The organism is Amaricoccus sp. (assembly GCF_047602525.1).
Taxonomy (GTDB): Bacteria; Pseudomonadota; Alphaproteobacteria; order Rhodobacterales; family Rhodobacteraceae; genus Amaricoccus.
Genome location: NZ_JASGHB010000001.1, coordinates 3,512,152 through 3,535,763 on the forward strand (window position 1 = coordinate 3,512,152; position 23,612 = coordinate 3,535,763).

At 71.8% G+C, this 23,612-nt stretch carries 23 protein-coding genes, 1 tRNA gene and 1 pseudogene; 19 read left to right on the top strand and 6 right to left on the bottom strand.

The genetic code is table 11. The features are described from left to right. The first annotated feature begins 20 nt into the window (after window positions 1–20). The 7 genes from QM699_RS17965 (at window position 21) to QM699_RS17995 (ending at window position 8,463) form a co-directional block, all read left to right on the top strand. A complete protein-coding gene (locus QM699_RS17965; protein ID WP_415012381.1) occupies window positions 21–1,778 on the top strand; it encodes an FAD-dependent oxidoreductase in 1,758 nt (585 codons plus the stop codon). Between the two features lie 78 nt (window positions 1,779–1,856). Then, window positions 1,857–2,870, top strand: coding sequence for an ABC transporter substrate-binding protein (locus tag QM699_RS17970; RefSeq protein ID WP_415012382.1), 1,014 nt, complete (start codon window positions 1,857–1,859; stop codon window positions 2,868–2,870). A gap of 28 nt (window positions 2,871–2,898) precedes the next feature. Beyond that, window positions 2,899–3,660 carry an ABC transporter permease gene (locus tag QM699_RS17975; RefSeq protein ID WP_415012383.1) on the top strand — a complete coding sequence of 254 codons (762 nt, stop codon included), beginning with the start codon at window positions 2,899–2,901 and terminating at the stop codon, window positions 3,658–3,660. Then, complete coding sequence (locus QM699_RS17980; protein ID WP_415012384.1) at window positions 3,657–4,451, top strand: ABC transporter ATP-binding protein; 795 nt, start codon at window positions 3,657–3,659, stop codon at window positions 4,449–4,451. Before QM699_RS17975 ends, QM699_RS17980 begins: the two co-directional genes overlap by 4 nt. Continuing rightward, complete coding sequence (locus QM699_RS17985; protein ID WP_415012385.1) at window positions 4,448–5,170, top strand: SDR family NAD(P)-dependent oxidoreductase; 723 nt, start codon at window positions 4,448–4,450, stop codon at window positions 5,168–5,170. The genes QM699_RS17980 and QM699_RS17985 overlap by 4 nt, the downstream gene beginning before the upstream one ends. 7 nt (window positions 5,171–5,177) lie before the next feature. Next, window positions 5,178–6,500, top strand: coding sequence for a histidinol dehydrogenase (gene hisD / locus QM699_RS17990; RefSeq protein WP_415012386.1), 1,323 nt, complete (start codon window positions 5,178–5,180; stop codon window positions 6,498–6,500). A gap of 379 nt (window positions 6,501–6,879) precedes the next feature. After that, complete coding sequence (locus QM699_RS17995) at window positions 6,880–8,463, top strand: ABC-F family ATP-binding cassette domain-containing protein (RefSeq protein ID WP_415012387.1); 1,584 nt, start codon at window positions 6,880–6,882, stop codon at window positions 8,461–8,463. Window positions 8,464–8,642: 179 nt separating this feature from the next. On the opposite strand, the gene QM699_RS18000 is transcribed toward QM699_RS17995, so the two are convergent. Continuing rightward, window positions 8,643–8,717: transfer RNA gene (locus tag QM699_RS18000), tRNA-Thr, on the bottom strand. Between the two features lie 92 nt (window positions 8,718–8,809). Between QM699_RS18000 and QM699_RS18005 the strand changes: the two genes are divergently transcribed. The 6 genes from QM699_RS18005 to QM699_RS18030 are packed head-to-tail and all read left to right on the top strand — an operon-like array spanning window position 8,810 to window position 13,443. Continuing rightward, window positions 8,810–9,019 (top strand): hypothetical protein, encoded by a 210-nt coding sequence (locus QM699_RS18005; RefSeq protein ID WP_415012388.1) that lies wholly within the window; start codon window positions 8,810–8,812, stop codon window positions 9,017–9,019. A gap of 13 nt (window positions 9,020–9,032) precedes the next feature. Further along, on the top strand, window positions 9,033–10,307 hold the full coding sequence (gene murA, locus QM699_RS18010) for a UDP-N-acetylglucosamine 1-carboxyvinyltransferase (RefSeq protein WP_415012389.1): 1,275 nt from the start codon (window positions 9,033–9,035) through the stop codon (window positions 10,305–10,307). After that, a complete protein-coding gene (locus tag QM699_RS18015; RefSeq protein ID WP_415012390.1) occupies window positions 10,304–10,822 on the top strand; it encodes a DUF2948 family protein in 519 nt (172 codons plus the stop codon). Before murA ends, QM699_RS18015 begins: the two co-directional genes overlap by 4 nt. Further along, complete coding sequence (locus QM699_RS18020; protein ID WP_415012391.1) at window positions 10,819–11,598, top strand: alpha/beta fold hydrolase; 780 nt, start codon at window positions 10,819–10,821, stop codon at window positions 11,596–11,598. Before QM699_RS18015 ends, QM699_RS18020 begins: the two co-directional genes overlap by 4 nt. Before the next feature lie 46 nt (window positions 11,599–11,644). Then, on the top strand, window positions 11,645–12,958 hold the full coding sequence (gene hisD, locus QM699_RS18025; protein ID WP_415012392.1) for a histidinol dehydrogenase: 1,314 nt from the start codon (window positions 11,645–11,647) through the stop codon (window positions 12,956–12,958). Further along, on the top strand, window positions 12,955–13,443 hold the full coding sequence (locus QM699_RS18030; protein WP_415012393.1) for a UPF0262 family protein: 489 nt from the start codon (window positions 12,955–12,957) through the stop codon (window positions 13,441–13,443). Before hisD (QM699_RS18025) ends, QM699_RS18030 begins: the two co-directional genes overlap by 4 nt. Window positions 13,444–13,473: 30 nt before the next feature. Here the strand turns inward: QM699_RS18030 and QM699_RS18035 are convergent, their stop codons facing one another. The 3 genes from QM699_RS18035 to pyrF all read right to left on the bottom strand — a co-directional run bounded on the left by QM699_RS18035 (window position 13,474) and on the right by pyrF (window position 17,394). Then, window positions 13,474–16,029, bottom strand: coding sequence for a penicillin-binding protein 1A (locus QM699_RS18035; protein ID WP_415012394.1), 2,556 nt, complete (start codon window positions 16,027–16,029; stop codon window positions 13,474–13,476). Between the two features lie 82 nt (window positions 16,030–16,111). After that, entirely contained in the window at window positions 16,112–16,558 is a 447-nt protein-coding gene (locus QM699_RS18040) for a DMT family transporter (RefSeq protein ID WP_415012395.1), read from the bottom strand. A gap of 134 nt (window positions 16,559–16,692) precedes the next feature. After that, a complete protein-coding gene (gene pyrF, locus QM699_RS18045) occupies window positions 16,693–17,394 on the bottom strand; it encodes an orotidine-5'-phosphate decarboxylase (protein WP_415012396.1) in 702 nt (233 codons plus the stop codon). A gap of 197 nt (window positions 17,395–17,591) precedes the next feature. On the opposite strand from pyrF, the gene coaBC reads away from it, so the two are divergent. Genes coaBC through QM699_RS18060 form a run of 3 tightly spaced genes read left to right on the top strand, consistent with a single transcriptional unit; the run spans window position 17,592 to window position 20,085 of the window. After that, window positions 17,592–18,797 carry a bifunctional phosphopantothenoylcysteine decarboxylase/phosphopantothenate--cysteine ligase CoaBC gene (gene coaBC / locus QM699_RS18050; RefSeq protein ID WP_415012397.1) on the top strand — a complete coding sequence of 402 codons (1,206 nt, stop codon included), beginning with the start codon at window positions 17,592–17,594 and terminating at the stop codon, window positions 18,795–18,797. Next, complete coding sequence (gene dut / locus QM699_RS18055; protein WP_415012398.1) at window positions 18,794–19,318, top strand: dUTP diphosphatase; 525 nt, start codon at window positions 18,794–18,796, stop codon at window positions 19,316–19,318. The genes coaBC and dut overlap by 4 nt, the downstream gene beginning before the upstream one ends. Continuing rightward, on the top strand, window positions 19,318–20,085 hold the full coding sequence (locus QM699_RS18060; RefSeq protein ID WP_415012399.1) for a HesA/MoeB/ThiF family protein: 768 nt from the start codon (window positions 19,318–19,320) through the stop codon (window positions 20,083–20,085). Before dut ends, QM699_RS18060 begins: the two co-directional genes overlap by 1 nt. A gap of 10 nt (window positions 20,086–20,095) precedes the next feature. Here the strand turns inward: QM699_RS18060 and QM699_RS18065 are convergent, their stop codons facing one another. Both QM699_RS18065 and QM699_RS18070 read right to left on the bottom strand, forming a co-directional pair. After that, the gene (locus QM699_RS18065; protein WP_415012400.1) at window positions 20,096–21,145 is read right to left on the bottom strand and encodes a PLP-dependent aminotransferase family protein; all 1,050 of its coding nucleotides are present in this window, start codon (window positions 21,143–21,145) and stop codon (window positions 20,096–20,098) included. Further along, entirely contained in the window at window positions 21,142–21,480 is a 339-nt protein-coding gene (locus tag QM699_RS18070; RefSeq protein ID WP_415012401.1) for a GntR family transcriptional regulator, read from the bottom strand. Before QM699_RS18070 ends, QM699_RS18065 begins: the two co-directional genes overlap by 4 nt. 79 nt (window positions 21,481–21,559) lie before the next feature. Here QM699_RS18070 and QM699_RS18075 point away from each other — a divergent pair. The 3 genes and pseudogenes from QM699_RS18075 to QM699_RS18085 form a co-directional block, all read left to right on the top strand. Further along, window positions 21,560–21,769: pseudogene (locus QM699_RS18075) on the top strand (sulfoacetaldehyde acetyltransferase); the annotation flags it as partial. 304 nt (window positions 21,770–22,073) lie between these two features. Then, on the top strand, window positions 22,074–23,120 hold the full coding sequence (locus tag QM699_RS18080) for a YeiH family protein (protein ID WP_415012402.1): 1,047 nt from the start codon (window positions 22,074–22,076) through the stop codon (window positions 23,118–23,120). 21 nt (window positions 23,121–23,141) lie between these two features. Then, entirely contained in the window at window positions 23,142–23,600 is a 459-nt protein-coding gene (locus QM699_RS18085; protein WP_415012403.1) for a phosphate acyltransferase, read from the top strand. Window positions 23,601–23,612 lie beyond the last annotated feature (12 nt).

Below are 23,612 nucleotides of genomic sequence, written 5' to 3' on the forward strand. Positions count from 1 at the left end.
GCCGACCTTGGGAGGAAACCATGCCTGACATTACAACCGACGTGCTGGTCATCGGCACCGGCCCGGCCGGCGCTGCCACCGCCGCGCTGCTTTCGACCTACGGGATCGCCAACATGGCGATCAACCGCTACCGCTGGCTCGCCAACACCCCCCGCGCCCACATCACCAACCAGCGCGCGATGGAGGTCCTGCGCGACCTCGGCCGCGACGTCGAGGACGAGGCCTATCTCTTCGCGACCCATCAGGCGCTGATGGGCGAGAACGTGTTCTGCGAAAGCCTCGCGGGCGAGGAGATCGGCCGGATGAAGGCGTGGGGCAACCACCCGCTGTCCGCGGCCGAGCACCTCATGTCCTCGCCGACGAAGATGAACGACCTGCCGCAGACCTACATGGAGCCGCTGCTCTTCAAGACGGCCTGCTCCCGCGGCACCCAGGCGCGGATGTCGACCGAGTACCTTTCCCACGTGCAGGACGAGGCCGGCGTCACCACCACCTGCCGGGACCGCCTGACCGGCAAGGAACTCACCATCCGCTCGAAGTATCTCGTCGGGGCCGACGGCGGCAAATCCCTCGTCGCCGAGCACGCCGGCCTGCCGTTCGAGGGCAAGATGGGCGTCGGCGGCTCGATGAACATCCTGTTCCGCGCCGACCTGTCGAAGTACGTCGCACACCGCCCCTCGGTCCTCTACTGGGTGATGCAGCCCGGCGCCGACGTCGGCGGCATCGGCATGGGCCTCGTCCGCATGGTCCGCCCGTGGAACGAGTGGCTGATTGTCTGGGGCTACGACATCGACGGCCCCGAGCCCGAGGTCTCGCCCGAGTTCGCCACCGGCGTCGCCCGCCAGCTGATCGGCGACCCCGACCTCGAGATCGAGCTGCTCTCCGTCAGCACCTGGACCGTGAACAACTACTACGCCACCCGCACCAGCGAGGGCCGGGTCTTCTGCATGGGCGACGCCATCCACCGCCACCCGCCCTCGAACGGCCTCGGCTCCAACACCTCGATCCAGGACGCCTTCAACCTCGCGTGGAAGCTCGCCATGGTGCTGAGGGGCGAGGCCGGCGAGCACCTCCTCGCCAGCTACGACGCCGAGCGCGCGCCGATCGCGAAGCAGATCGTCACCCGCGCCAACCAGTCGATCGGCGAGACCGGCCCGATCTTCGCGGCGCTCGGCATGGCCGAGGGGGTGGACCCCGACCAGATGCAGAAGAACCTTCAGGCCCGCACCGGGGGCACGCCCGAGGCCGAGGCGCAGCGCGAGGCGATCCGCCGCGCCATCGCCTTCAAGAAGTACGAGTTCGACGCCCACGGCGTCGAGATGAACCAGCGCTACCGCTCCGGCGCCATCGTCCCCGACGGCCAGATCGAGCCCGCCTTCGAGCTCGATCCGGATCTCCACTACCAGCCGACGACCTGGCCCGGCGCGCGCCTGCCCCATGCCTGGCTCTACCGCCGCGACGGGGGCGCCGAGGTGTCGACCCTCGATCTCTGCGGCCACGGCCGCTTCACGCTGCTGACCGGCCTCGGCGGCGAGCCGTGGGCCGCCGCGGCGCGCGCCGTGGCCGCCGATCTCGGCCTCGACCTCGCCGTCCACGTGATCGGCCCGCGCCAGACCTATGTCGATCACAGCGGCGAGTGGGCGCGCGTCTCGGAAATCCGCGACAGCGGCTGCCTGCTGGTCCGCCCCGACCACCATGTCGCATGGCGCGCCACCGGCGGTTCCGACTCGCCTGAGAAGGACCTCGCCCGCGTCCTCCGCGCGATCCTCGCCCGCTGAAAACGGCCGCGCGCGCCGTTGACCGGCGCGCGCGGCTCGGATCAGATGCGCGGTGTTGCAGGAGAGGGGCGAACCGACATGACTCTGGAATCAGGCCGGCGGAGGACCCTCCGGGCCGGACTTCTCGCGCTCGTGCTGCTCGGCGCCGGCGCGGCGCTGGCCGGCGCGCAGGAGGTGCCGGGCAAGCCGGAGCCGGGGCCGATCAAGATGGGGATCGAGCCGTGGCTCGGCTATGGCCAATGGCACATCGCCGACAAGAAGGGGCTCTTCGCGGCGCAGGGGCTCGATGACGTCGAGGTCGTCAACTTCAACACCGACGCCGACATCAACGCCGCGCTTGCCGCCGGCCAGCTTCAGGCGGGCAACATCGCGACGCACACGGCGATGAATTTCATCGCCAACGGCCTGCCGATCAAGATCGTGGCGCTCCTCGACGTCTCGAAGACCGCCGACGCGATCCTGACCGACGGGTCGGCGACCGACATCGCCGGGCTGAAGGGCAAGCAGGTCGCCTACGAGGAAGGCACGACGAGCGACATCCTGTTGAACTACGCCCTCGCCGCGCACGGCATGACCATCACCGACATCGAGAAGGTGCCGATGCCGGCCTCCGATGCAGGCGCCGCGCTCATCGCGCGCCAGGTGCCGGCGGCCGTGACCTACGAGCCGTACCTGACGCTGGCGATGCAGCAGGACCCGAAGGTCAAGATGATCTACTCGGCGGGCGAGGATCCCGGCCTCGTCTCCGACGTCTTCGTCGTGCGCGACGAGTTCCTGAAGGAGCGCCCGGGTGCCGTCGCGGCGCTGCTGCGCGCCTGGGACGCGGCGCTCGCCGACTACAAGGCCGACACGGCCGGCGGGCGCGCGATCATCGCCGAGGCGGTGGGCGCGAAACCCGACGAGCTGGCGACCGCGTTCGATGGCGTCGTCTACTATTCGATGCAGGACAATGCCGCCGAGCTGCCCGGGGCCTTCACGACGAAGATCGTGCCCGACGTCGAGGCCGCCGCGGTCAAGGCCGGCATCCTCGCCGGTCCGGTCGACATGAGCGGAGCCATCGACGCCCGTTTCGTCGATGCCGTCGGGAAGTAGCCGCCGGGCCTTCGGGATCGGTGGCCGGATGGCCGCGGGGCGCTTCGTCGCCATCGCGGCCGCCGTCTTCGGCGCGCTCTTCGTCGTCTGGTGGGGCGTGACGGCGGCGGGCCTCGTGCAGCCGCTGTTCCTGCCGCCGCCGGGCAAGGTCGCCGCCCGCCTCGCCGCGCTCTGGGCGTCGGGGCAGCTCGTCGCGGACCTGTCGGTCAGCCTCTACCGGATCACCGTCGGCTTCCTGATCTCGACGGCGATCGCGCTGCCGGTCGGCGTGCTCATCGGCTGCTATCGCGGGTGGGAGGCGGCGATCGAGCCGCTGGTCGACTTCATCCGCTACATGCCGGTCGTCGCCTTCGTGCCGCTGACGATCCTCTGGGCCGGGCCGACTGACACGCAGAAGTTCCTCATCATCTTCATAGGCACCTTCTTCCAGCAGGTGCTGCTCATCATGGACAACGTGAAGTCGGTGCCGCGCGACTTCCTGAACCTCGGGCGCACGCTGGAAATGCCCGAGCGGCGCATCCTCACGCGCATCGTCGTGCCCTCGGCCCTGCCGGCGATCTGGGATTCGCTGCGCATCAGCCTCGGCTGGGCATGGACGTGGCTCGTCCTCGCCGAGCTGGTCGCCGCGACATCGGGCCTCGGCTACCGGATCACCACGGCGCAGCGGTTCTTCCAGACCGACCTGATCTTTGGCTACCTGCTGCTCCTCGGCGTTCTCGGCCTCCTGACCGATCAGGCGATGAAGGCCGCCGGCCGGCGGATGTTCCGCTACCTCGCGGTGCGGGCATGACCGACAAGCTGGTCATCTCGGGCCTCGGCCGCAGTTTTGCCACCGACCGGGGCGAGACCGTGGCGCTCGCCGGCGTCGATCTCGCGGTCGGGGCGAACGAGTTCGTGACCCTCGTCGGCACCTCGGGCTGCGGCAAGTCGACGCTGCTCTCGATCGTTGCCGGGCTCGACGTGCCGACGGCCGGCACCGTCACGCTCGACGGGCGGCCGGTTCTGGGACCGGGCCGCGACCGCGGCGTGGTGTTCCAGAGCTACACCCTGCTGCCATGGCTGACGGCGCTCGGCAACGTCGAGTTCGCGCTGCGCGAGGCGGGCCGCTCGCGGGCCGAGGCGCGCGAGGTGGCGGGGGCGCATCTCGCGCTCGTCGGGCTCTCCGACTTCGCCTCGGCCTATCCGGCGGAGCTGTCGGGCGGGATGAAGCAGCGCGTCGCCATCGCCCGCGCGCTGTCCTACCGGCCGGACGTGCTGCTGATGGACGAGCCGTTCGGCGCGCTCGACGCGCTTACCCGCCACCACATGCAGGAACTCCTGACCCGGATCTGGGAACGGCACCGGCTGACCGTGCTGTTCATCACCCACGATGTCGAGGAAGCGGTCTATCTCTCCGACCGGGTGGCGGTGATGACCAACCGGCCGGGGCGGATCAAGACGGTCGTGCCGATCGACCTGCCGCGGCCGCGGCACTATGACATGGTGGCATCGCCCGCGTTCCAGACGCTGCACCGCGCCGTCCTCGACGAGATCCGCGCCGAGTCGATCGTGGCGGCGGGCCTCGACGGAGCCCTGGCGTGAGCGCGCTCGCGGGCCGCCGGGCCCTCGTCACCGGGGCGAGCCGCGGCATCGGCCGCGCCCTCGCCGCGGCTCTGGCAGAGGCCGGGGCACGGGTGGCCGTGGCGGCGCGCGATCCGGCGGCGCTGGCCGGGGACGTCGCCGTCGCCATGGACGTGACCTCGGTCGCCTCGATCCGTGACGCGACCACCCGGGCCGCCGACGCCCTCGGCGGGCTCGACATCCTCGTCAACAACGCCGGCGTCGAGCAGGTGGCGCCGTCGCTCGACGTGGACGAGGCGACGTGGGACCTGATCCTCGACACCAACCTCAAGGGCGCGTTCTTCGCCGCCCAGGCCGCGGCGCGCGTGATGGCGGCGGGGCAGGGCGGGGCGATCCTCAACCTCTGCTCGCTCACGTCCGAGCGCGGCATCCCGACCGCCGTGCCCTATGGCGCGTCGAAGTCCGGCCTGCTCGGGATGACCCGGGCGCTTGCCGCCGAGTGGGCGCCGCTCGGCATCCGGGTGAACGCGCTGGCGCCCGGCTACTTCCGCACGGCAATGACCGAAGGATTCTACCAGAGCCCCGGCTGGCAGGACGCGATGCTGGCGAAGATCCCGGCCGGCCGCTTCGGGGCGCTCGACGACCTTTCCGGCGCCGCGGTCTTCCTTCTCTCCGACGCCGCGCGCTACATCACCGGCACCTGCCTGCCAGTCGATGGCGGCATCCTCGCCTCGATCTGAGAAGCCCATGACCCGTATCAACCTCCACGATCTCGCCACCCTGTCGCCCGATGCCCGCAAGCGGCTGCTGACCCGGACCGAGGCCGATCTCTCGGCCTTCGAGGCGCGGGTCGACTCGATCATCGCTGCCGTCCGTGCCGAGGGCGACGCGGCGCTCGCCCGCTTCGCCCGGGACTTCGACCGTTCCCCGGTGGAGGCCGGCGCCATTGCCGCGACCGAGGCCGACTTCGACGCTGCCGAGGCCGCGCTGGAGCCGGAGGTGCGCGAGGCGATGGAGTTCGCCGCGCACTCGATCCGCCGCTTCCACGAGGACCAGAAGCCCGAGGAGATGTGGCTGCACGAGATCCGCCCCGGCGCCTTCGCCGGCGAGCGGACCCGCGCCATCCCGTCGGTCGCCTGCTACGTGCCGCGCGGCAAGGGGGCGTTTCCGTCGGTTGCGCTGATGTCGAGCATCCCGGCCAAGGTCGCCGGCGTGCCCGAGATCGCCATCGTCACGCCGCCGGGGCCGGACGGGCGCATCGACGCGGCCACCCTCGTCGCGGCGCGGATGGTCGGGATCGGGCGGGTCTACAAGGCTGGCGGCGCGCAGGCGGTGGCCGCCGTCGCCTACGGCACCGAGACGATTCCCGCCTGCGCCAAGATCGTCGGGCCGGGCAGCCCGTGGGTGGTGGCGGCCAAGCGGCGGGTGGCGCACGTCATGGACACCGGCACGCCGGCCGGCCCGTCGGAGCTGATCGTGCTGGCCGACGAGACCGCGGACGGGCGCCTCGCCGGGCTCGACCTCCTGATCGAGTCCGAGCACGGCCCCGACAGCTCGGCCTATCTCGTGACCTGGAGCCGGCGGGTGGCCGAGGCGGCCATCGCGGCCATCCCCGGCTACTGGGCGGCGATGGGCGAGCAGCGGCGCGGGTTCTCGCAGGCGGTGCTCGGCGGGCCGATCGGCGGCGTCGTGCTGGCCCGCGACGAGGCCGAGGCGATCGCCTTCGTCAACGACTACGGGCCGGAGCACCTCGAGATCCTCGCCGACGAGCCCTTCCGCTATCTCGGGGCGATCGAGACCGCGGGCGAGATCCTGCTCGGCCGCCACAGCCCGGTGACGCTCGGCAACTTCGTCATCGGGCCGAACCACGTGCTGCCGACGAGCGGCTGGGCCCGCACCGGCTCGCCGCTTTCGGTCTTCGATTTCGTCAAGCGCACCTCGGTCGTGCACGTGACCTCGCCCGCCTATCCCGAGCTCGCCCGCCACGCGCGCACGCTCGCGACCTACGAGGGCTTCGAGGCGCACGCGGCAGCCGTCTCGGAGATCCGCGACCGGCTGCTCAAGGGCTGAGGGGGGAGGGCGGGAGGCAGCGGTCCTCCCTGTCCCGCGCCCAAGCGCCGCGAACCTAGACGGCAACGACCTCCGAGCCGAGCGTGCAGGGCCATCATCACGACGTTGGGTGGGTTGCTTCCGGCCCACCCCGTCGCACAACGGCAAGCGGCGCCAGGCCTGTGGATCCTGAGCCGAGAGCGTTCGCGCGGACGGCGCCCCGCTCGACGCATTTCGCAGTCCGCGCCATTGGCTGCTCCGGCGTGCTACGACCTTGCGAGTTGTTGCATTCCACCTTGTCGAACCTACATTCGTCTCAGCAACTTATCGGGTGTTCTCGACATGGATTCGAGTCTCGCCGCATTCGCCCGCCCGGTTTCGCTGCGAGAAGTATTGCCCCATGCCCGCATCCATTGTCCTGTCCAACGTGTTCTGGTCCACGCCTGACGGCACGCCACTTTTCACCGACCTCAACCTGACCTTCGGGCCTGAACGCACCGGCATAGTCGGCCGCAATGGCGCCGGGAAAAGCACGCTCCTGCGGCTGATCTCGGGCGACCTTCGGCCAAGTTCGGGTCTTGTGAGGGCTTCCGGCACCATAGCAATGATGCGACAGGATGCGATGGAGCGTCCCGAGGACACCATCGCCGATCTGCTTGGCGTTCGCGCTGCCCTCGATCTTCTGGACCGGGCCGAGGCGGGGCTCGCGGATGCAGGCGAACTCGCCGATGCGGACTGGACCTTGCCCTCGCGGATCGAGGCGGCGCTTCTGCGTTGCGGTCTGTCCTGCGATGCCGAGACCCCCCTCGCGATGCTGTCTGGCGGCCAGCGCAGCCGGGCGGCCCTTGCGGCCCTGATCCTTGCCGGGCCGGATTTCCTGCTTCTGGATGAGCCGACCAACAATCTCGACCGTGACGGACGTGGGGCCGTTATCGACCTTATTCGGGGTTGGACGGGAGGCGCGGTCATCGTCAGCCATGATCGCGCCCTGCTGGAGGAAATGGACGCCATCGTCGAAATGACCTCGCTGGGTGTGACCCGGTATGGCGGGAACTACGGCGCCTACCGGCAGCGCAGGGAGGCAGAACTGGAGGCGGTGGCCCGCGACCTCGCACATGCGGAACAGGCTGGCAGAGAGACGGTCCGGCGCGCGCAGCAGGCTGCGGAGCGCAAGGCCCGCAAGGACAGCGCCGGGCAGAAGGCGCGGGCCAGGGGGGATCAGCCGAAAATCCTGATGGATGCCGCGAAGGGCTGGGCCGAGGCGTCTGGCGGTGTGGGTGCGCGCCTGCGCGAAGCCCGGCGCGAAGCGGCGGCAGAGGCCCTCTCTGCGGCGCGCGACCGGATCGAGGTTCTGCAACCGCTGCGCATGGACCTTCCGCCGACCGGCCTTGCCCCCGGCAGGACGGTATTGCGGCTGGATGCGGTGACCGGCGGCTATGACGCCACCCGCCCTGTCATCCGCGATCTGTCCCTGACGATCACCGGCCCCGAGCGCATCGTCATCGCCGGGCCGAATGGCAGCGGCAAGACCACGCTTCTGAAGATGATCACGGGGCAGATCGCGCCGCAACGCGGGCATGTCGAGCGGACGGTGCCCTTCGCGCAGCTTGACCAGCATGTCGGTCTGCTCGATCCGGCGCGGAGCCTGCATGACAATTTCTTGCACCTGAACCCCATGTCGGATCGGCACACAGCCCATGCGGCGCTGGCGCGGTTCGGTTTCCGGGCAGCGGATGCCTTGCGGCGGGCGGGTGAATTGAGCGGTGGCGAACGTCTGCGCGCCGGTCTCGCCTGTGTGCTTGGCGCGGTGCCGCCGCCGATGTTGCTGATCCTGGACGAACCGACCAATCACCTTGATCTTGACGGCATCGCGGCGCTTGAAGCCGCGCTGGCCGACTATGACGGCGCGGTGCTGGCGGTCAGCCACGATGAGGCGTTCCTCGGGGCTCTGGCGCCACACAGGACGATATACCTGCCCGGATGACTTGCTTGAGGGAAACAGGTCAAGGCTTCTTCAGTTCGGACGCGATCGTTCAAGCGCGCAAACGGTGCCGCCGAGAGAGCCTATCCTGCTATGGGCCTGATTCCGCCAAGGGATAGCGTGGCGCACCGATCCGACCCGACCGCCGTTCCCGCCTAGCCGCTTGTTTTTTGGAGGGTTGATGGTGCTGCGAGAGAGGATTGAACTCTCGACCTCTCCCTTACCAAGGGAGTGCTCTACCACTGAGCTACCGCAGCGAATCCCGGTGTCGGGCCTCATAGCCGAGGCGCGCGGTGGCTTCAACGGGCATTCTGGACCGGATCGTCACCATCGGGTAGAGAAAGCGTCGATGACCGAGACCCGCGCGCCCGGCGACAGCCCTCCTCCGACCGCCGCCGGCAACGACCGGCCGGCGAAGGGCGGGGGTGGCCGGGACGAACGGCTCGCGGGGGCGCTGCGGGCGAACCTCGCCCGGCGCAAGTCCCAGGGGCGGGCGCGGGCGGCGGCGGACGCTGTGGATGTCGACCGGCCCGGCGACGCCGGCGACCAAGAAGAGTGAAAAGAGGCGGAGCATGGACAGCATCCTCGTGCGGGGCGGCAGGCGCCTCAGCGGCACGATCCCGATCTCGGGCGCGAAGAACGCCTGCCTGACGCTGATGCCCGCGGCGCTGCTCACCGACGAGCCGGTGACGCTGACCAACGCGCCGCGGCTGTCGGACATCCGCACCATGACCGCGCTCCTGCAGTCGCTGGGCTGCGAGGTGGCGAGCCTGCAGCAGGGGCGGGTGCTGGTCATCGGATCGGAAGCGATCACCAACCACCGGGCGGACTACGAGATCGTGCGCAAGATGCGCGCCTCGATCCTGGTGCTCGGGCCGATGCTGGCGCGGGACGGGCACGCGGTGGTGTCGCTGCCCGGCGGCTGTGCCATCGGGGCGCGGCCGGTCGACCTGCACCTGAAGGGCCTCGAGGCGCTCGGCGCCACCATCGACCTGCGCGAGGGCTATGTCCACGCGACGGCGACGGGCGGGCTGAAGGGCGCGACGTTCGAGTTTCCGTTCGTCTCGGTCGGCGCCACCGAGAATCTGCTGATGGCCGCGACGCTGGCCCGCGGCACGACGGTGCTGAAGAACGCGGCGCGGGAGCCGGAAATCGTCGATCTGGCGCACTGCCTGCGCCGGATGGGGGCGCAGATCCAGGGCGAGGGCACCGACACGATCGAGATCCGGGGTGTCGACCGGCTGTCGGGCGCGACGCACCCGGTGGTGGCCGACCGGATCGAGCTTGGCACCTACATGCTCGCGCCCGCGATCACCGGCGGCGAGGTCGAGCTGGTCGGCGGGCGGCGGGATCTGGTCGCGGCCTTTGCCGACAAGCTGGAGGAGGCGGGGATCGAGGTGGCGACCACCAACTCCGGCCTGCGGGTGCGCCGGATGAACGGCCATGTCGGCGCGGTCGACGTGACGACCGAGCCGTTCCCGGGATTTCCGACCGACCTGCAGGCGCAGATGATGGCGCTGCTCACGCTCGCCAACGGGGTGAGCCATCTCGAGGAGAAGATCTTCGAGAACCGTTTCATGCACGCGCCGGAGCTGACCCGCATGGGCGCACGGATCGAGGTGCATGGCGGCACCGCCACCGTGACCGGCGTCGAGAAGCTGAAGGGTGCGCCTGTGATGGCGACCGACCTGCGCGCCAGCGTCAGCCTGATCCTTGCCGGCCTCGCGGCCGAGGGCGAGACGCTGGTCGCCCGGGTCTATCACCTCGACCGCGGCTATGAGCGGGTGGAGGAAAAGCTATCCGCCTGCGGCGCGTCGATCGAGCGCATCGCCGAGCGGGTGGCATGAGCGTGCCGCAGGACGCCCGCCCGCAGGGCGCCCCGCCGCAGGACGCACGCTTCGAGGATGGCGTCGAGCGGCCGCTGCGCCTGCGGGCGGAGTCGGTCGACGATCTGGCCGTGGTCTCGGCGCTGCTGCAGGACGCGGTGGCGGAGACGGGGGAAATCGCCTGGGCGCGGCGGCGGCGGCGGTTCACCCTGCTGCTCAACCGCTTTCGCTGGGAGGATGCCGAGGCGGCCCGTCTGCAGGGTCGGCCGTTCGAGCGGGTGCGCACGCTGCTCGTCTTCGACGACGTGCTCGCCGCGCGCAGCGAGGGTGTCGATCCGGCCGACAAGGCGACCGTGCTCGCGCTGCTCTCCGTCGGCTTCGAGCCCGGCGAGGACGGGGCCGGGCGGGTGCGGCTCGTCTTCGCGGGCGATGGCGAGATCGCGCTCGACGTCGAATGCCTGGACGCGACGCTGACCGACGTCACCCGACCCTACGAGGCGCTGTCGGGCCACGCGCCGAGCCACCCGGGCACATGAAGCCGCGCTTCACCCACACCGGCGGCCACCATCTGGAGGTGGCGGGCGCCCGGCTCTGGGTCGAGGAGATCGGCCGCCCGGACGGCCCGCCCGTCCTGCTGCTGCCCGGCGGCCTCGGGACGATCAACGACTTCGATGCGCTGACGCCGCATCTTGCGCCGCACGCCCGCCTGATCGGGCTCGACAGCCGCGGCCATGGCGGCTCGACGCTCGGCCGGGCCCGGCTGTCCTATGCCCGTCTCGCCGCCGACGTGCAGGCGGTGGCCGCGCAGCTCGGCCTCGAGGGTGTGACCCTCCTCGGCTTCAGCGATGGCGCGATCACCGGCCTGCGGCTCGCCGCCGCGGGCTGGCCGCGCCTCGCCCGGCTCGCCACCATCGGCGCGACCTGGCGGCTCCTGCCCGACGATCCGGTCGCGGCTCTGATCGGCGGCATCACGCCCGAGAGCTTTCGCGAGACGTCCCGCGATGCCTGGAGTGTCTATCACGCCGCGAACCCCGAGCCCGACCTTGCCGGCCTGATCGCCCAGATCCGCCGGCTCTGGCTCGATCCCGGCACCGACGGCTATCCCGGCGAGAGCGTTCGGTCGATCGCCTGCCCGGTGCTGCTGATGCGCGGGAACGCCGATCCCTATGCTACGCGCGCCGAGACGGTGGCGCTGGCCGAGCGCATTCCCGGCGCGCGGCTGCTGGATTTCCCCTGGTCCGGGCACGGGCTGCACGTCGATGCGCCGGTGGTCGTCGCCGACCTGCTGCGCCGGTTCCTCGCCGACGGTTGAGTGGGCGGCCGCGAGCGGCTATGGCTCGCCGCCGAGGAGATCCGCGATGCCCCAGCACCTCGCCACCAGCGATCCCGACTTCGCCGCCCGCTTCGCCGCGCTGCTCGCGCAGAAGCGCGAGTCCGATGCCGACGTCGACGCCGACGTGGCCCGGATCATCGCCGACGTCGCGGAGCGGGGCGACGCGGCGGTGATCGAGCTGACCGCCCGCTTCGACCGGCTGGAGCTGACCCCGGAGACGCTGGCCTTCTCCGAGGCCGAGATCGACGCGGCCATCGCCACCGTTCCCGCGACCGAGCGCGCCGCGCTCGAGCTGGCGGCGGCGCGCATCCACGCCTACCACGAACGCCAGCGCCCGGCCGATGCCCGCTGGACCGACGCGACCGGCGCCGAGCTCGGCTGGCGCTTCACCCCGGTCTCCGCCGCCGGCCTCTACGTCCCGGGCGGGCTCGCCTCCTACCCGTCGTCGGTGCTGATGAACGCCATTCCCGCCCGGGTGGCCGGCGTCCCGCGCATCGAGATCTGCGCCCCCACCCCGCGTGGCGAGGTGAACCCGCTGGTGCTGCTCGCCGCGCGCCTCGCCGGGGTCGGCCGGGTCTGGCGCATCGGCGGGGCGCAGGCGATCGCGGCGCTTGCCCACGGCACCGCGACGATCGCCCCGGTCGACAAGATCACCGGGCCCGGCAACGCCTGGGTCGCCGCGGCGAAGCGCCGGGTCTTCGGCCGGGTCGGCATCGACATGATCGCCGGCCCCAGCGAGGTGCTGGTGATCGCCGACGCCGACAACGATCCCGACTGGCTCGCCCTCGATCTGCTGGCGCAGGCCGAGCACGACAGCGCGGCGCAGTCGATCCTCGTCACCGACGATGCCGGCTTCGGCCGGCGGGTCGCCGCCGCCGTCGAGGCCCGTCTCGAGACCTTGGCCCGGCGCGAGATCGCCGGTGCGAGCTGGCGCGACTTCGGGGCGATCATCACCGTCGCCGACTGGGACGAGGCGGTGGCGATCGCCGACCGCCTCGCGCCGGAGCACCTGGAGATCTGCACCGCCGATGCCGAGGCGCTGGCGGCGCGCGTCCGACACGCGGGGGCGATCTTCATCGGCGCGCTGACCCCCGAGGCGATCGGCGACTACGTGGGCGGCCCGAACCACGTCCTGCCGACCGCCCGCTCGGCCCGGTTCTCCTCCGGGCTGTCGGTCCTCGACTTCCTGAAGCGCACCACCATCGCCCGCCTGACGCCCGAGGCGCTGCGCGCGCTCGGGCCTGCCGCCGCCTGCCTCGCGGCCTCGGAAGGGCTCGAAGCGCACGGGTTGTCCGTCACGGCCCGGTTGCAGCGGCTGAACGCGGAGCCAGGCCGATGACCGCCGAGCCGTCGACCGACCGGCTGGTCGAGGTGACGCTCGACGAGACCGGCCTGCCCGCGCCGACGCCTGAAGTGGAGCAGGAGCGCCGCGTGGCGATCTTCGACCTGCTCGAGGGAAACCGCTTCGGCCTGCCCGGCGACACGGTGCCGCCCGGCCCCTATCGCCTCCGCCTCGGCATCCGCGAGCGGCGGCTGGTCTTCGGCGTCCTGACCGAGGCCGGCGCCCCGGCGGGCGAGGTCGAGCTGTCGCTCGCGCCGCTCAATCAGGTGGTGAAGGACTACTTCCGGATCTGCGAGAGCTATTTCGATGCGGTGAAGCGCCTGCCCCCGGCGCAGATCGAGGCCATCGACGCCGGCCGGCGCGGCATCCACGACGAGGGCAGCCGGCTGCTGCTCGAACGGCTCTCCGGCAAGGTCGCGACAGACCTCGCCACGGCGCGACGGCTCTTCACGCTGATCTGCGTGCTGCACTTCAAGGGCTGAGCCGGCGCGGCAAGCCCTCCGCGCGCTCGCTCAGTACAGCCCGCCGCTCGACATCGAGCCGAGCGACGGCTTCGACGGCAGGGCGCGGCTCTCGCCCCGGACCGTCACCCGCTCGATCGCCGGCGAGTTGCGCACGTCGTCGAACAGCGGCACGTCCGAGCCCATCTTCCAGCCGCCGTCCACGGTCGTGCCATAGGCGCCGACCATCAGGTCCTGGCCGTCGCGGATATACTCGGCCTGCACCTCGTCGCCGGAGGCGTCGTCAGGCAGCCGCTGGCCGGTGTGTCGGTTGATCTTGATGAAATGCCCGCCCGGCGGCACCGGGAACGTCACCGGCCCCTGGCCCGCCATCGCCTGCTTGATGAAGTCGACGAAGATCGGCGCGCAGAGCGTGCCGCCGAACGCGGTCTCGCCGAGCGGCCGGGGGTTGTCGTAGCCCATGTAGCAGCCGGCGACGATCCGCGGGCTGTAGCCGACGTACCAGACGTCCTTGGCCTCGTTGGTGGTGCCGGTCTTGCCCGCGAGGTTCAGCTTGAGCTTGCCGACCGACGCGGCCGAGGTGCCGCGGCTGACCGCGCCCTGCAGCATCGAGGTGACCTGATAGGCGGTGATCGCGTCCATCACCCGCTCGGCGTTCGAATGGATCATCGGGTCGGGCGCGTCGGCCGCGGCGTCGGCGACGCACTCCTCGCAGTCGCGCTGGTCGTGGCGGTAGATCGTCTTGCCGTAGCGGTCCTGCACCCGGTCGACCAGCGTCGGCTCGACCCGGAGGCCGCCGTTCGCCAGCATCGCGTAGGCCGCCACCATCTTGTAGAGCGTGGTCTCGCCCGCCCCGAGCGAGTAGCTGAGCAGGTGGGGCATGTTGTCGTAGATGCCGAAGCGCTCGCCGTACTTCGCCACCGTGTCCATGCCGACGTCCTGCGCGATGCGCACGGTCATCAGGTTGCGCGACTGCTCGATGCCGGTACGGAGCGGCGTCGGGCCGTAGTAGGTGCCGCCCGAGTTTTCCGGCGTCCAGATGCCTGCCGCCGTCGCCACCTCGATCGGCGCGTCGAGCACGATCGTGGCCGGCGAATAGCCCTGGTCGAGGGCGGCGGCGTAGACGAACGGCTTGAACGACGAGCCGGGCTGGCGCAGCGCCTGGGTCGCGCGGTTGAACACGCTCGACTGGTAGGAGAAGCCGCCCTGCATCGCGAGGACGCGCCCGGTCTGGGTGTCCATCGCCATGAACGCCCCCTGGATCGCCGGGATCTGGCGATAGCTCCAGTGGTCGAAGCCGCCGTCCTTGTCGATCGCCTTGACGAACACCACATCGCCGACCTTCCACAGGTCGGAGGGCCCGCTGGGCGACCGCAGCCGGCCGCTGTCGTTCGCCCGGACCCGCGCCCAGGCGGCATCCGAGAACGGCAGGAAGTCGCCTTCTGGCGATGCGGGGACGCCTTCGATGCCGATCCGCGCCGACTTCTCGCCGAGCGAGAGGATCACCGCCGGGTGCCAGTCGGTGATGTCGCGCGGCACCGCGGCAGTCGAGAGCGCCTTGCGCCAGCTCGCCTCGTCCGCCGGGTCGAAACTCGCGGGATCAATCTCGGCCACAGGGCCGCGATAGACCTTCAGCCCCCGGTCATAGGCCTCGAGCCCGTCCCGCAGCGCCTGTGCCGCCACCGCCTGCAGCTTCGGGTCCACCGTCGCCCGAATCGACAGGCCGCCGGTGAACAGCTCGTCGTCCCCGAACTTCGCTGACAGCTGCCGGCGGATCTCCTCGGTGAAATAGTCGCGCGGCGGCATCTCGCTGCGCGACGAGACGATGGCGCCGGACTGGACGGTGACGAGGTCTTCCTTCTTCGCCGCCTCGGCCTCGTCGCGCGACACGTAGCCGTTCGCCGCCATCTGCGTCAGCACGTAGTTGCGCCGGTCGATCGCCTCGGCCTTGTCGCGCACCGGATGCAGGTTGCTCGGCTCCTTCGGCAGGGCGGCGAGATAGGCGGTCTCGGCCAGGGTGAGCTGGTCCAGCGACTTGGCGAAATAGGTCTGCGCCGCGGCGGTGACGCCATAGGCGTTCTGCCCGAGGAAGATCTCGTTGAGATAGAGCTGGAGGATCTCGTCCTTCGAGAGCGTGTTCTCCAGCCGCGTCGCGAGGATGATTTCCTTGATCTTGCGCTCGCCGGAGCGCTCGCCCGTCAGCAGGAAGTTCTTCATCACCTGCTGGGTGATCGTCGAGGCGCCGCGCAGCCGGCCGCCGTGCAGCGCCGCGTCATAGACCGCGGCGATGATCCCCCGGGGGTCGAAGCCGTGGTGGTTGTAGAAGTTCTTGTCCTCGGCCGAGATGAAGGCCTGCTTGATCTGGTCCGGGATCTCGTCGATCGGCGTGAAGATCCGCCGCTCGCGGGCGAACTCGTCCATGAGCTGCCCCTCGCCGGTGTAGATCCGGCTGAGCGTGGCGGGCTCGTAGGTGGCGAGCTGCTGGTAGTCGGGCAGGTCGCGGCCATAGATCTGGAACACGGCGGCCAACACGCCGAGCGCCATGATGGCGCCGATGGCCAACCAGCTGAACAGAAACCCGAAAAACCTGAAAATCCAGAGGAGCACGATTTTGGTCCCGACCGACGAAGCGCCACCCTATAGAACCCTGAGGTGAAGGTCAAAAACGCGGGTGTGAAAGAGTCCGCGATCAGTTGCGCAGCGCGATGACGGCGCCCGAGGCGACGAGCGCGAGCCCGACGAGGCGCAGCGGCGTCACTTCGCGCACCGCGATCCCGAAGAGCCCGAGGTGGTCGGCCAGCGTGGCGCCGACCAGCTGGCCCGCGACGATGCACATGACGAAGACGAGCGAGCCCGTCACCGGCGCGATCAGCGCGCCGCCGGCGACGAAGGCGGTGCCGATGAAGCCGCTCAGGAACACCCACCACGGCAGCGGGCCGAGCGTCGCGCGCGAGATCTCGCCGCGCCCGGCGACGGCGGTGACGAGCACGATGCCCGCGAGCGTGACGAGGATCGAGATCAGCGCCGCGCCGAACGAGCTGCCGATCGCCCGGGCGATCATGGCGTTCATCAGCGGCTGGTAGGCCACGATCACGCCGAGGCCGACCGCGGACACGAGGTAGGGGAGACTCTGCACGGGCGGCCCTTTCGCTCCTTGAGGACAGGGGAGAATAGCGCGCCGGCGCCGGCCAGCCATCCTGCGCCCGGAGCGCAAGCTCCTTCGCGGCGGGCCTGAAACTCAGGCCGTCCAAAGCTCAGGCCGTCCAAAGCTCAGGCTCCGGCGGCGGCGATCTCGGACAGGATCGCCCGGGCGGCGGCAACCGGGTCGGCGGCGGCCCAGACCGGCCGGCCGATGACGAGGTGGTCGGCGCCCGCGCGCAGCGCCGCGGCGGGCGTCGCGATGCGCTTCTGGTCGCCGGCCTCGGCGCCGGCGGGACGGACGCCCGGGGTGACGATCACCTTGCCGGCCGCCTCGGGCAGGGCCCGGATCGCCGCCGCCTCGTGCGGCGAGGCCACCACCCCGTCGGCCCCGGCGGCGAACGCCCGGCGCGCCCGCTCGATCACCAGCGCCTCGACCGCGCCCGCGACCATCAGGCCGTCGTCGAGGTCGCCCCGGTCGAGCGAGGTGAGCACCGTGATCGCGAGGATCCGCGTCGGCGCCGTGCCCCGGCCCGCGACGGCGGCGCGGACCACGTGCGGGTCGCCCTGCACGGTCAGGAAGTCCGGGCCGATGCGCCCGACCAGCCCCTTCGTCGCCGCCGTCACCGTGGCGCCGATGTCGAACAGCTTCATGTCGAGGAACACCCGCCGGCCCTCGTGCTTCAGCCGCGCCGCGAGGTCGAGCCCGCCGGTCGCGAGCATCCCGAGGCCGATCTTGTAGAAGCCGACCGCCGGTCCCAGCCGGTCCACCAGCGTGGCGGCGCTCTCGGCGTCGGGCAGGTCGAGGCCCACGATGAGGCGATCGTCTGGCATGGCAATCCTCCGGGAATGGCGCCTCCCGGTGCGCCGGCCGACGCCGCCTGTCAAGACCGCGAGCGACAGGGCGGGCAATCGCCGCCGCCCCCCCGCGACGGTTGCCGCCCGGCAGGACCGCCGGCCCCGGGCCGGCGGGTTGCGGCCCGCGCCCCGGGCGGGCTAGTCTCCGGCGGCGCGCAGGGGAGCTTTGGCACATGCTGGCGGGTCGCCGGATCCTTCTCGTCATCGGTGGCGGCATCGCCGCCTACAAGAGCCTCGAGCTCATCCGCCTGCTGACGAAGGCGGGGGCGGCCGTGGTGCCGGTACTGACCCGCGGCGGCGCCGAGTTCGTCACCCCGCTCAGCGTCTCGGCGCTGGCGGGCGAGGCGGTGCACGACGCGCTCTTCGACCTGACGCGCGAGGCCGAGATGGGTCACATCGAGCTGTCGCGCAGCGCCGATCTGGTGGTGGTGGCGCCCGCCACCGCCGATCTCATCGGCAAGATGGCGGGCGGCCTCGCCGACGACCTCGCCTCGACCCTGCTCCTCGCCACCGACAAGCGGGTGCTGCTCGCGCCGGCGATGAACGTGCGGATGTGGCTGCACCCGGTGGTGCAGCGCAACGTCGCGGCGCTGGCCGCCGACGGCGTGCTGTCGGTCGGGCCGAACGAGGGCGCCATGGCTTGCGGCGAGTTCGGCCCCGGCCGCATGGCCGAGCCGGCGGAGATCGTCGCGGCGATCGCCGCCGCCCTCGCGCCCGCCGTGCCCGGGTCGCTGGCCGGCCGGCACGTCGTCGTGACCTCCGGGCCGACGCACGAGCCGATCGACCCGGTGCGCTACATCGCCAACCGCTCCTCCGGCCGGCAGGGCAGCGCCATCGCCGCCGCGCTGGTCCGCCGCGGCGCCCGCGTCACCTTCGTCACCGGCCCGGCCGAGGCGCCGCGGCCGGCCGGCGCGACGGTGGTGGAGGTCGAGACCGCGCGGCAGATGCTCGATGCGGTCGAGAGCGCGCTCCCCGCCGACGCCGCGGTCTTCGCCGCCGCCGTCGCCGACTGGTACGTCGAGGGGGCGGGCGCCTCGAAGCTGAAGAAGGACGGGTCGGGCACGCCCCTGGCGCTGGCGCTGCGCGAGAATCCGGACATCCTGCGGACCATCGCGCGCCGCACCGAGGGACGCCCCGGCCTCGTCGTGGGGTTCGCGGCCGAGACCGACGACGTGGTGGCGAACGCCACGGCAAAGCGGCTGCGCAAGGGGGCCGACTGGATCGTGGCGAACGACGTGCGGCCCGAGACCGGCATCATGGGCGGCACGGAAAACGCCGCGATCCTCGTCACCGCCGACGGCGCCGAGCCCTGGCCGCGCCTGTCGAAGGACGCCACGGCCGAGGCGCTGGCCGACCGCATCGCCGGGGCGCTGGCATGACGCGCGGCACCGGGCCGGCTCCAGCCGCCAGCGCCCCGGCCGCCAGCGTCCCGGCCGCAGTTCCCGTCCGGGTCCTGCGCCTCCCCTCGCACGACCCTGCGCTGCCGCTGCCGGCCTACGCCACGGCCGGAGCCGCCGGGTTCGACTTCTACGCGAGCCTGCCGCCGCAGGACCGTGCCGACGGGATGACGCTGGCGCCGGGCGCGCGGGCGCTGATCCCCACCGGGCTCGCGGTCGAGATCCCCCCCGGCCACGAGCTGCAGGTCCGGCCGCGCTCCGGCCTCGCGCTGCGCCACGGACTCGCGCTGGTGAACAGCCCCGGCACGATCGACAGCGACTATCGCGGCGAGATCGGCATCATCGTCATCAACCTCGGCGCCGGGCCGGTGACGCTGACCCACGGCATGCGCATCGCCCAGGGCGTGCTCGCCCCCGTCACCCGCCTGACCTGGGTCGAGGCGGACGGCCTCGGCGACAGCGCGCGGGGGACAGGCGGCTTCGGTTCGACCGGAACCGGCTGATGGCGCTCTCGCTCGAGGAGCTGGAGCGCTACGCCCGCCACATCGTCCTGCCGGAGATCGGCGGCCCGGGACAGCAGGCGCTCGCGCGGGCCCGGGTGCTGGTGGTGGGCGCCGGCGGCCTCGGGGCGCCCGCGCTGCTCTACCTCGCCGCCGCCGGGGTGGGGCGGATCACGGTGGTGGACGACGACGCCGTCGCGCTCTCCAACCTGCAGCGCCAGCCGATCTTCACCACCGCCGACGTCGGCCGGCCAAAGGCCGAGGTCGCGGCCGAGCGGCTGGCGGCGCTGAACCCGCACGTGACGCTCTTGCCGCGCGTCCTGCGGCTCGACCCTGCGGCGGCGGCGGATTCGGTTCCCGCCGCCGACCTGGTGCTCGATGGCAGCGACAACTTCCCGACCCGCTACCTGCTCAACGCCGCCTGCGTGGCCGCGGGCCGGCCGCTCGTCGCCGCGGCCATGAGCCGCTGGGAAGGCCAGATCGCCCTCTGGCATCCGCAGGGCGGCGGGCCGTGCTATGCCTGCGTCTTTCCCGAGCCGCCCGACCCCGGCCTGACGCCGCCCTGCGCGCTCGCCGGCGTCATCGGCGCGCTTCCGGGGGTCATGGGCTCGATGATGGCGCTCGAGGCGGTGAAGGCGCTGACCGGCGCCGGACGCCCGCTGCGCTCCGCATTGCTGCTCTATGACGCGCTCGATGCCGAGGTCCGTCGCATCCGCACCCGCCCGCGCGCCGACTGCCCGGTCTGTCACGGCGCCGGTGCGCGCGCCTGACGGGACGGGATCAGGCTCGGGCGTCGTCCAGCCCCGCCGTCACCTTGTCGATGCCCTCGGCGATGCGCTCGCGCGCGATCGACGAGAACGCCATGCGGAAGAACCGGCAGGGCCCGTCGCTTGCCGCGAAGAACGGCGCGCCCGACTCGATCGGCACCCCCTCGCCGCGCAGCCGGTCGGCGAAGGCGTCCGCGTCGAGCCCGGCGCCGCCGTCGATCCAGAAGCCGGTGCCGCCGAAGGTCGCCTGACCGGCGATGCGAAAGCCGCCGTCGCCGAGTGCCTTCGCCATCCGCTCGTAGCGCCCGGCGTACTCCTCGCGCATCCGCCGGATCAGCGCGTCGTAGTGCCCGAGCGCGAGGAACGTCGCGGCCGTCCGCTGCAACTGCCCGGGCGGATGCTGCAGGATCAGCGCCCGCGCCTCGCGGATGAGCTCCGGCGGGCCGACGAGATAGCCGAGCCGGAGGCCGGGAAACAGCGACTTCGAGAAGCTGCCGACGTAGAGCACCCGTCCCGACCCGTTGAGCGAGCGCAGCGCCGGCGCCGGCGGCTCGAGATAGCTCATCTCGAATTCGTAGTCGTCCTCGACGATCAGGAAATCCCGCTCCGCCGCCAGTTCGAGCAGCCGTCGCCGCCGCTCGACCGGCATCCGCACCGCCGTCGGCGAATGGTGGCTCGGGGTGACGAACACCGCGTCGAGCCGCTCCGGCAGCCGCTCGGGCGGCAGGCCGTCGGCGTCGACCTCCACCGGGACCACCTCCGCGCCGGTGAGCGTCAGCGAGGCGTGGATGTCCGGGTGCCCCGGCTCCTCGAACGCCACCCGCCGCCCCGGCCCGAGCAGCAGCTGGCTGGCGATCCACAGCGCGTTCTGCGCGCCCACCGTCACCAGGATCTCCTCCGGCCGTGCCTCGATCCCGTGCCGTGGCAGCGATCGGGCCGAGATGTGCTGCACGAGGTCCGGGTCGTCGGCCGCGGCATAGTCGCCCGCGGTGACGCTGAAGTCGGCCCGCGACAGCGCCCGGCGCGTGCAGTCCCGCCAGGCGGCGAGGTCGAACAGCGTCATGTCGGTCTGGCCGTAGAGGAAGGGGTACGGATAGCTCCGCCAGTCGAGCGGCTTTCGGATCCGCTTGGCGATCGAGAACCGGCCGAGCCGCCGGCCCCAGTCGATGCCGCCGGCGGCCCCGCCGCCGTCGTCCTCGCGCGCCGCAGCCGCGCCACCGGCGTCGCCTCGGCGATGCGATAGCCGCTGCGCTCGGAGGCCTCGAGATAGCCCTGCGACACGAGTTCCTGACAGGCGAGCGAGACGGTCAGGCGCGAAATCCCGAGATAGCCCGCCAGCTTGCGCGTCGAGGGCAGGCGCGCGCCCGGCAGGATCCGTCCGCCGAGCACGCCCGCCACCACCGACTCGCGCACCTGCGCCCGCAGCCCGCGGCGCCGGTCGATGTGAAAGATGCCCTCGGAGACGACGGTTCGCATCCTGAAGGGCGTGCAGGCGCACACCATGGACGAGCTGACCGACGTTCTGCGCACCGCCGTGCGCGAGCAGATGCAGGACGGCGTGACAACGTTCGTCGAGGTGGTGCTCAATCAGGAGCTGGGCGAGCCGTTCCGCCGCGACGCGATGAAGAAGCCGGTCGCCGTCGCCGGCGTCCGCAAGGAGGACATGCGGCCGCAGCTCGTCGCGTGAGCCCTGATCCCGGAGGCGCCGGGCCGGCGCCTTCTCCCCCTGCCGGTCCTGCGCCAATCGACCGAAGCGTGCGCCTGCGCGTGCGAGTCACAGGCGCGACAAGCGAAACACTGCTTTCGCCGCGCCAACGGCTGTAGCATGGGACGTGCGGAGGCCGTCGGGGGGCAGATTTCTGCGGCAGGGCACAAATCCGTCCGGCGTCAGCGTCCCGACCCACGGCAGGCCGGCGTTCTTCTCCACCCGCGAACACTCACCCCTCACGTTTCATCGCTAGACCAGACCCCAAAAGCCCCGAGGATGCCCGATGACACATGCCACCTCCCTCCCGGACAGCCGCGTCCGCCGCCTCGGCGGGACGGTGCGCAGGCTCGCTCCCGGCGTCCTCGCCTGCGGCGTGATCGCGCTGGCCGCACAGTTCCTGTCGGATCACTACGGCGCCCCGACGCTGCTCCTCGCGCTCCTCCTCGGCATCGCCTTCCAGTTCCTCTCCGAGGAAGGTGCCGCCGTCCCCGGCATCGCCTTCACCGGCAAGACGGTCCTGCGTCTCGGCGTCGCGCTCCTCGGCGCCCGGATGAGCTTCGAGCTGCTGCTCGGCGTCGGGCTCGACACCATCGCGCTCGTGGTCCTCGCCGTCGCGGCCACCATCGGCTTTGCGCTCCTCACCGCCCGTGTCCTCGGCCGGGGTTGGCGCATCGCGCTGCTGACCGGCGGCGCCGTCGCGATCTGCGGCGCCTCCGCCGCGATGGCGATCGCCGCCGTCCTGCCCCGCAACGAGCACTCCGAGCGCAACCTCATCTTCACGGTGATCTCGGTGATGCTGCTCTCCACCACCGCCATGGTCGCCTATCCGATCATCTGCGCCGCGCTCGGCTTCGACGACAAGGCGACCGGCATCTTCCTCGGCGCCACCATCCACGATGTCGCCCAGGTGGTCGGCGCCGGCTTCTCGGTCTCCGACACCGCCGGCGAGGCCGCAACGCTGGTGAAGCTCTTCCGCGTCACCCTCCTCGCTCCCGTCGTCCTCGTCTATTCGCTCTCCATCCGCCACTGGGTCCCGGGCGAGGGCGTCGGCGAGGCCCGCCCGCCGCTGCTGCCGGGCTTCGTCGTCGGCTTCATCCTGCTCGCCATCGCGAACTCCGTCGGCCTCGTTCCCGCGCCCGCTGCCGCCTTCATGGTCGACGCGTCGCGCTGGGCCCTCGTCCTCGGCATCGCCGCGGTCGGCATGAAGACGTCGATGCGCTCGATCCGCGAGGTCGGCGTGACCGCGATCGCCCTCGTCGTCGCCGAGACGCTGTTCCTCGCGGTGTTCATCCTCGGCGGCCTGGAGCTGCTCGGCCACGGAGGCCACTGATGAAGCCCCTCGACCGGCTCCATGCCGCCGCCCGCGCCGCCCGCCGCCGCGGACTCCTGCGCCACCCTGCTCGACGAGGCGCCGCGCATCGCCATGCTCTCGTTCTCGACCATGGGCAGCGCGGCGCACGCCCGCGTCGACAAGGTCCGCGCCGCCACCGACCTCGTTCGCGCCCGCCGCCCGGGCCTCGCGATCGACGGCGAGCTGCAGTTCGACGCCGCCTTCGTCCCGCTGGTCAATGCCAGCAAGGCCCCGGGGTCTGCTACCCGCGGCGAGGCGAACGTGCTTGTCTTCCCCAACCTCGAGGCCGGCAACATCGGCTACAAGATCGCCCAGCGCATCGGCGGGGCGCTGGCGATCGGCCCGATCCTGCAGGGCTTGGCCCGCCCCGCGAACGACCTGTCCCGCGGCTGCACCGCCGAGGACGTCCATGCGCTCATCGCCGTCACCGCCGCCCAGCGGGCCGCCCCGGTGTCCTGACCCGCGACGGCC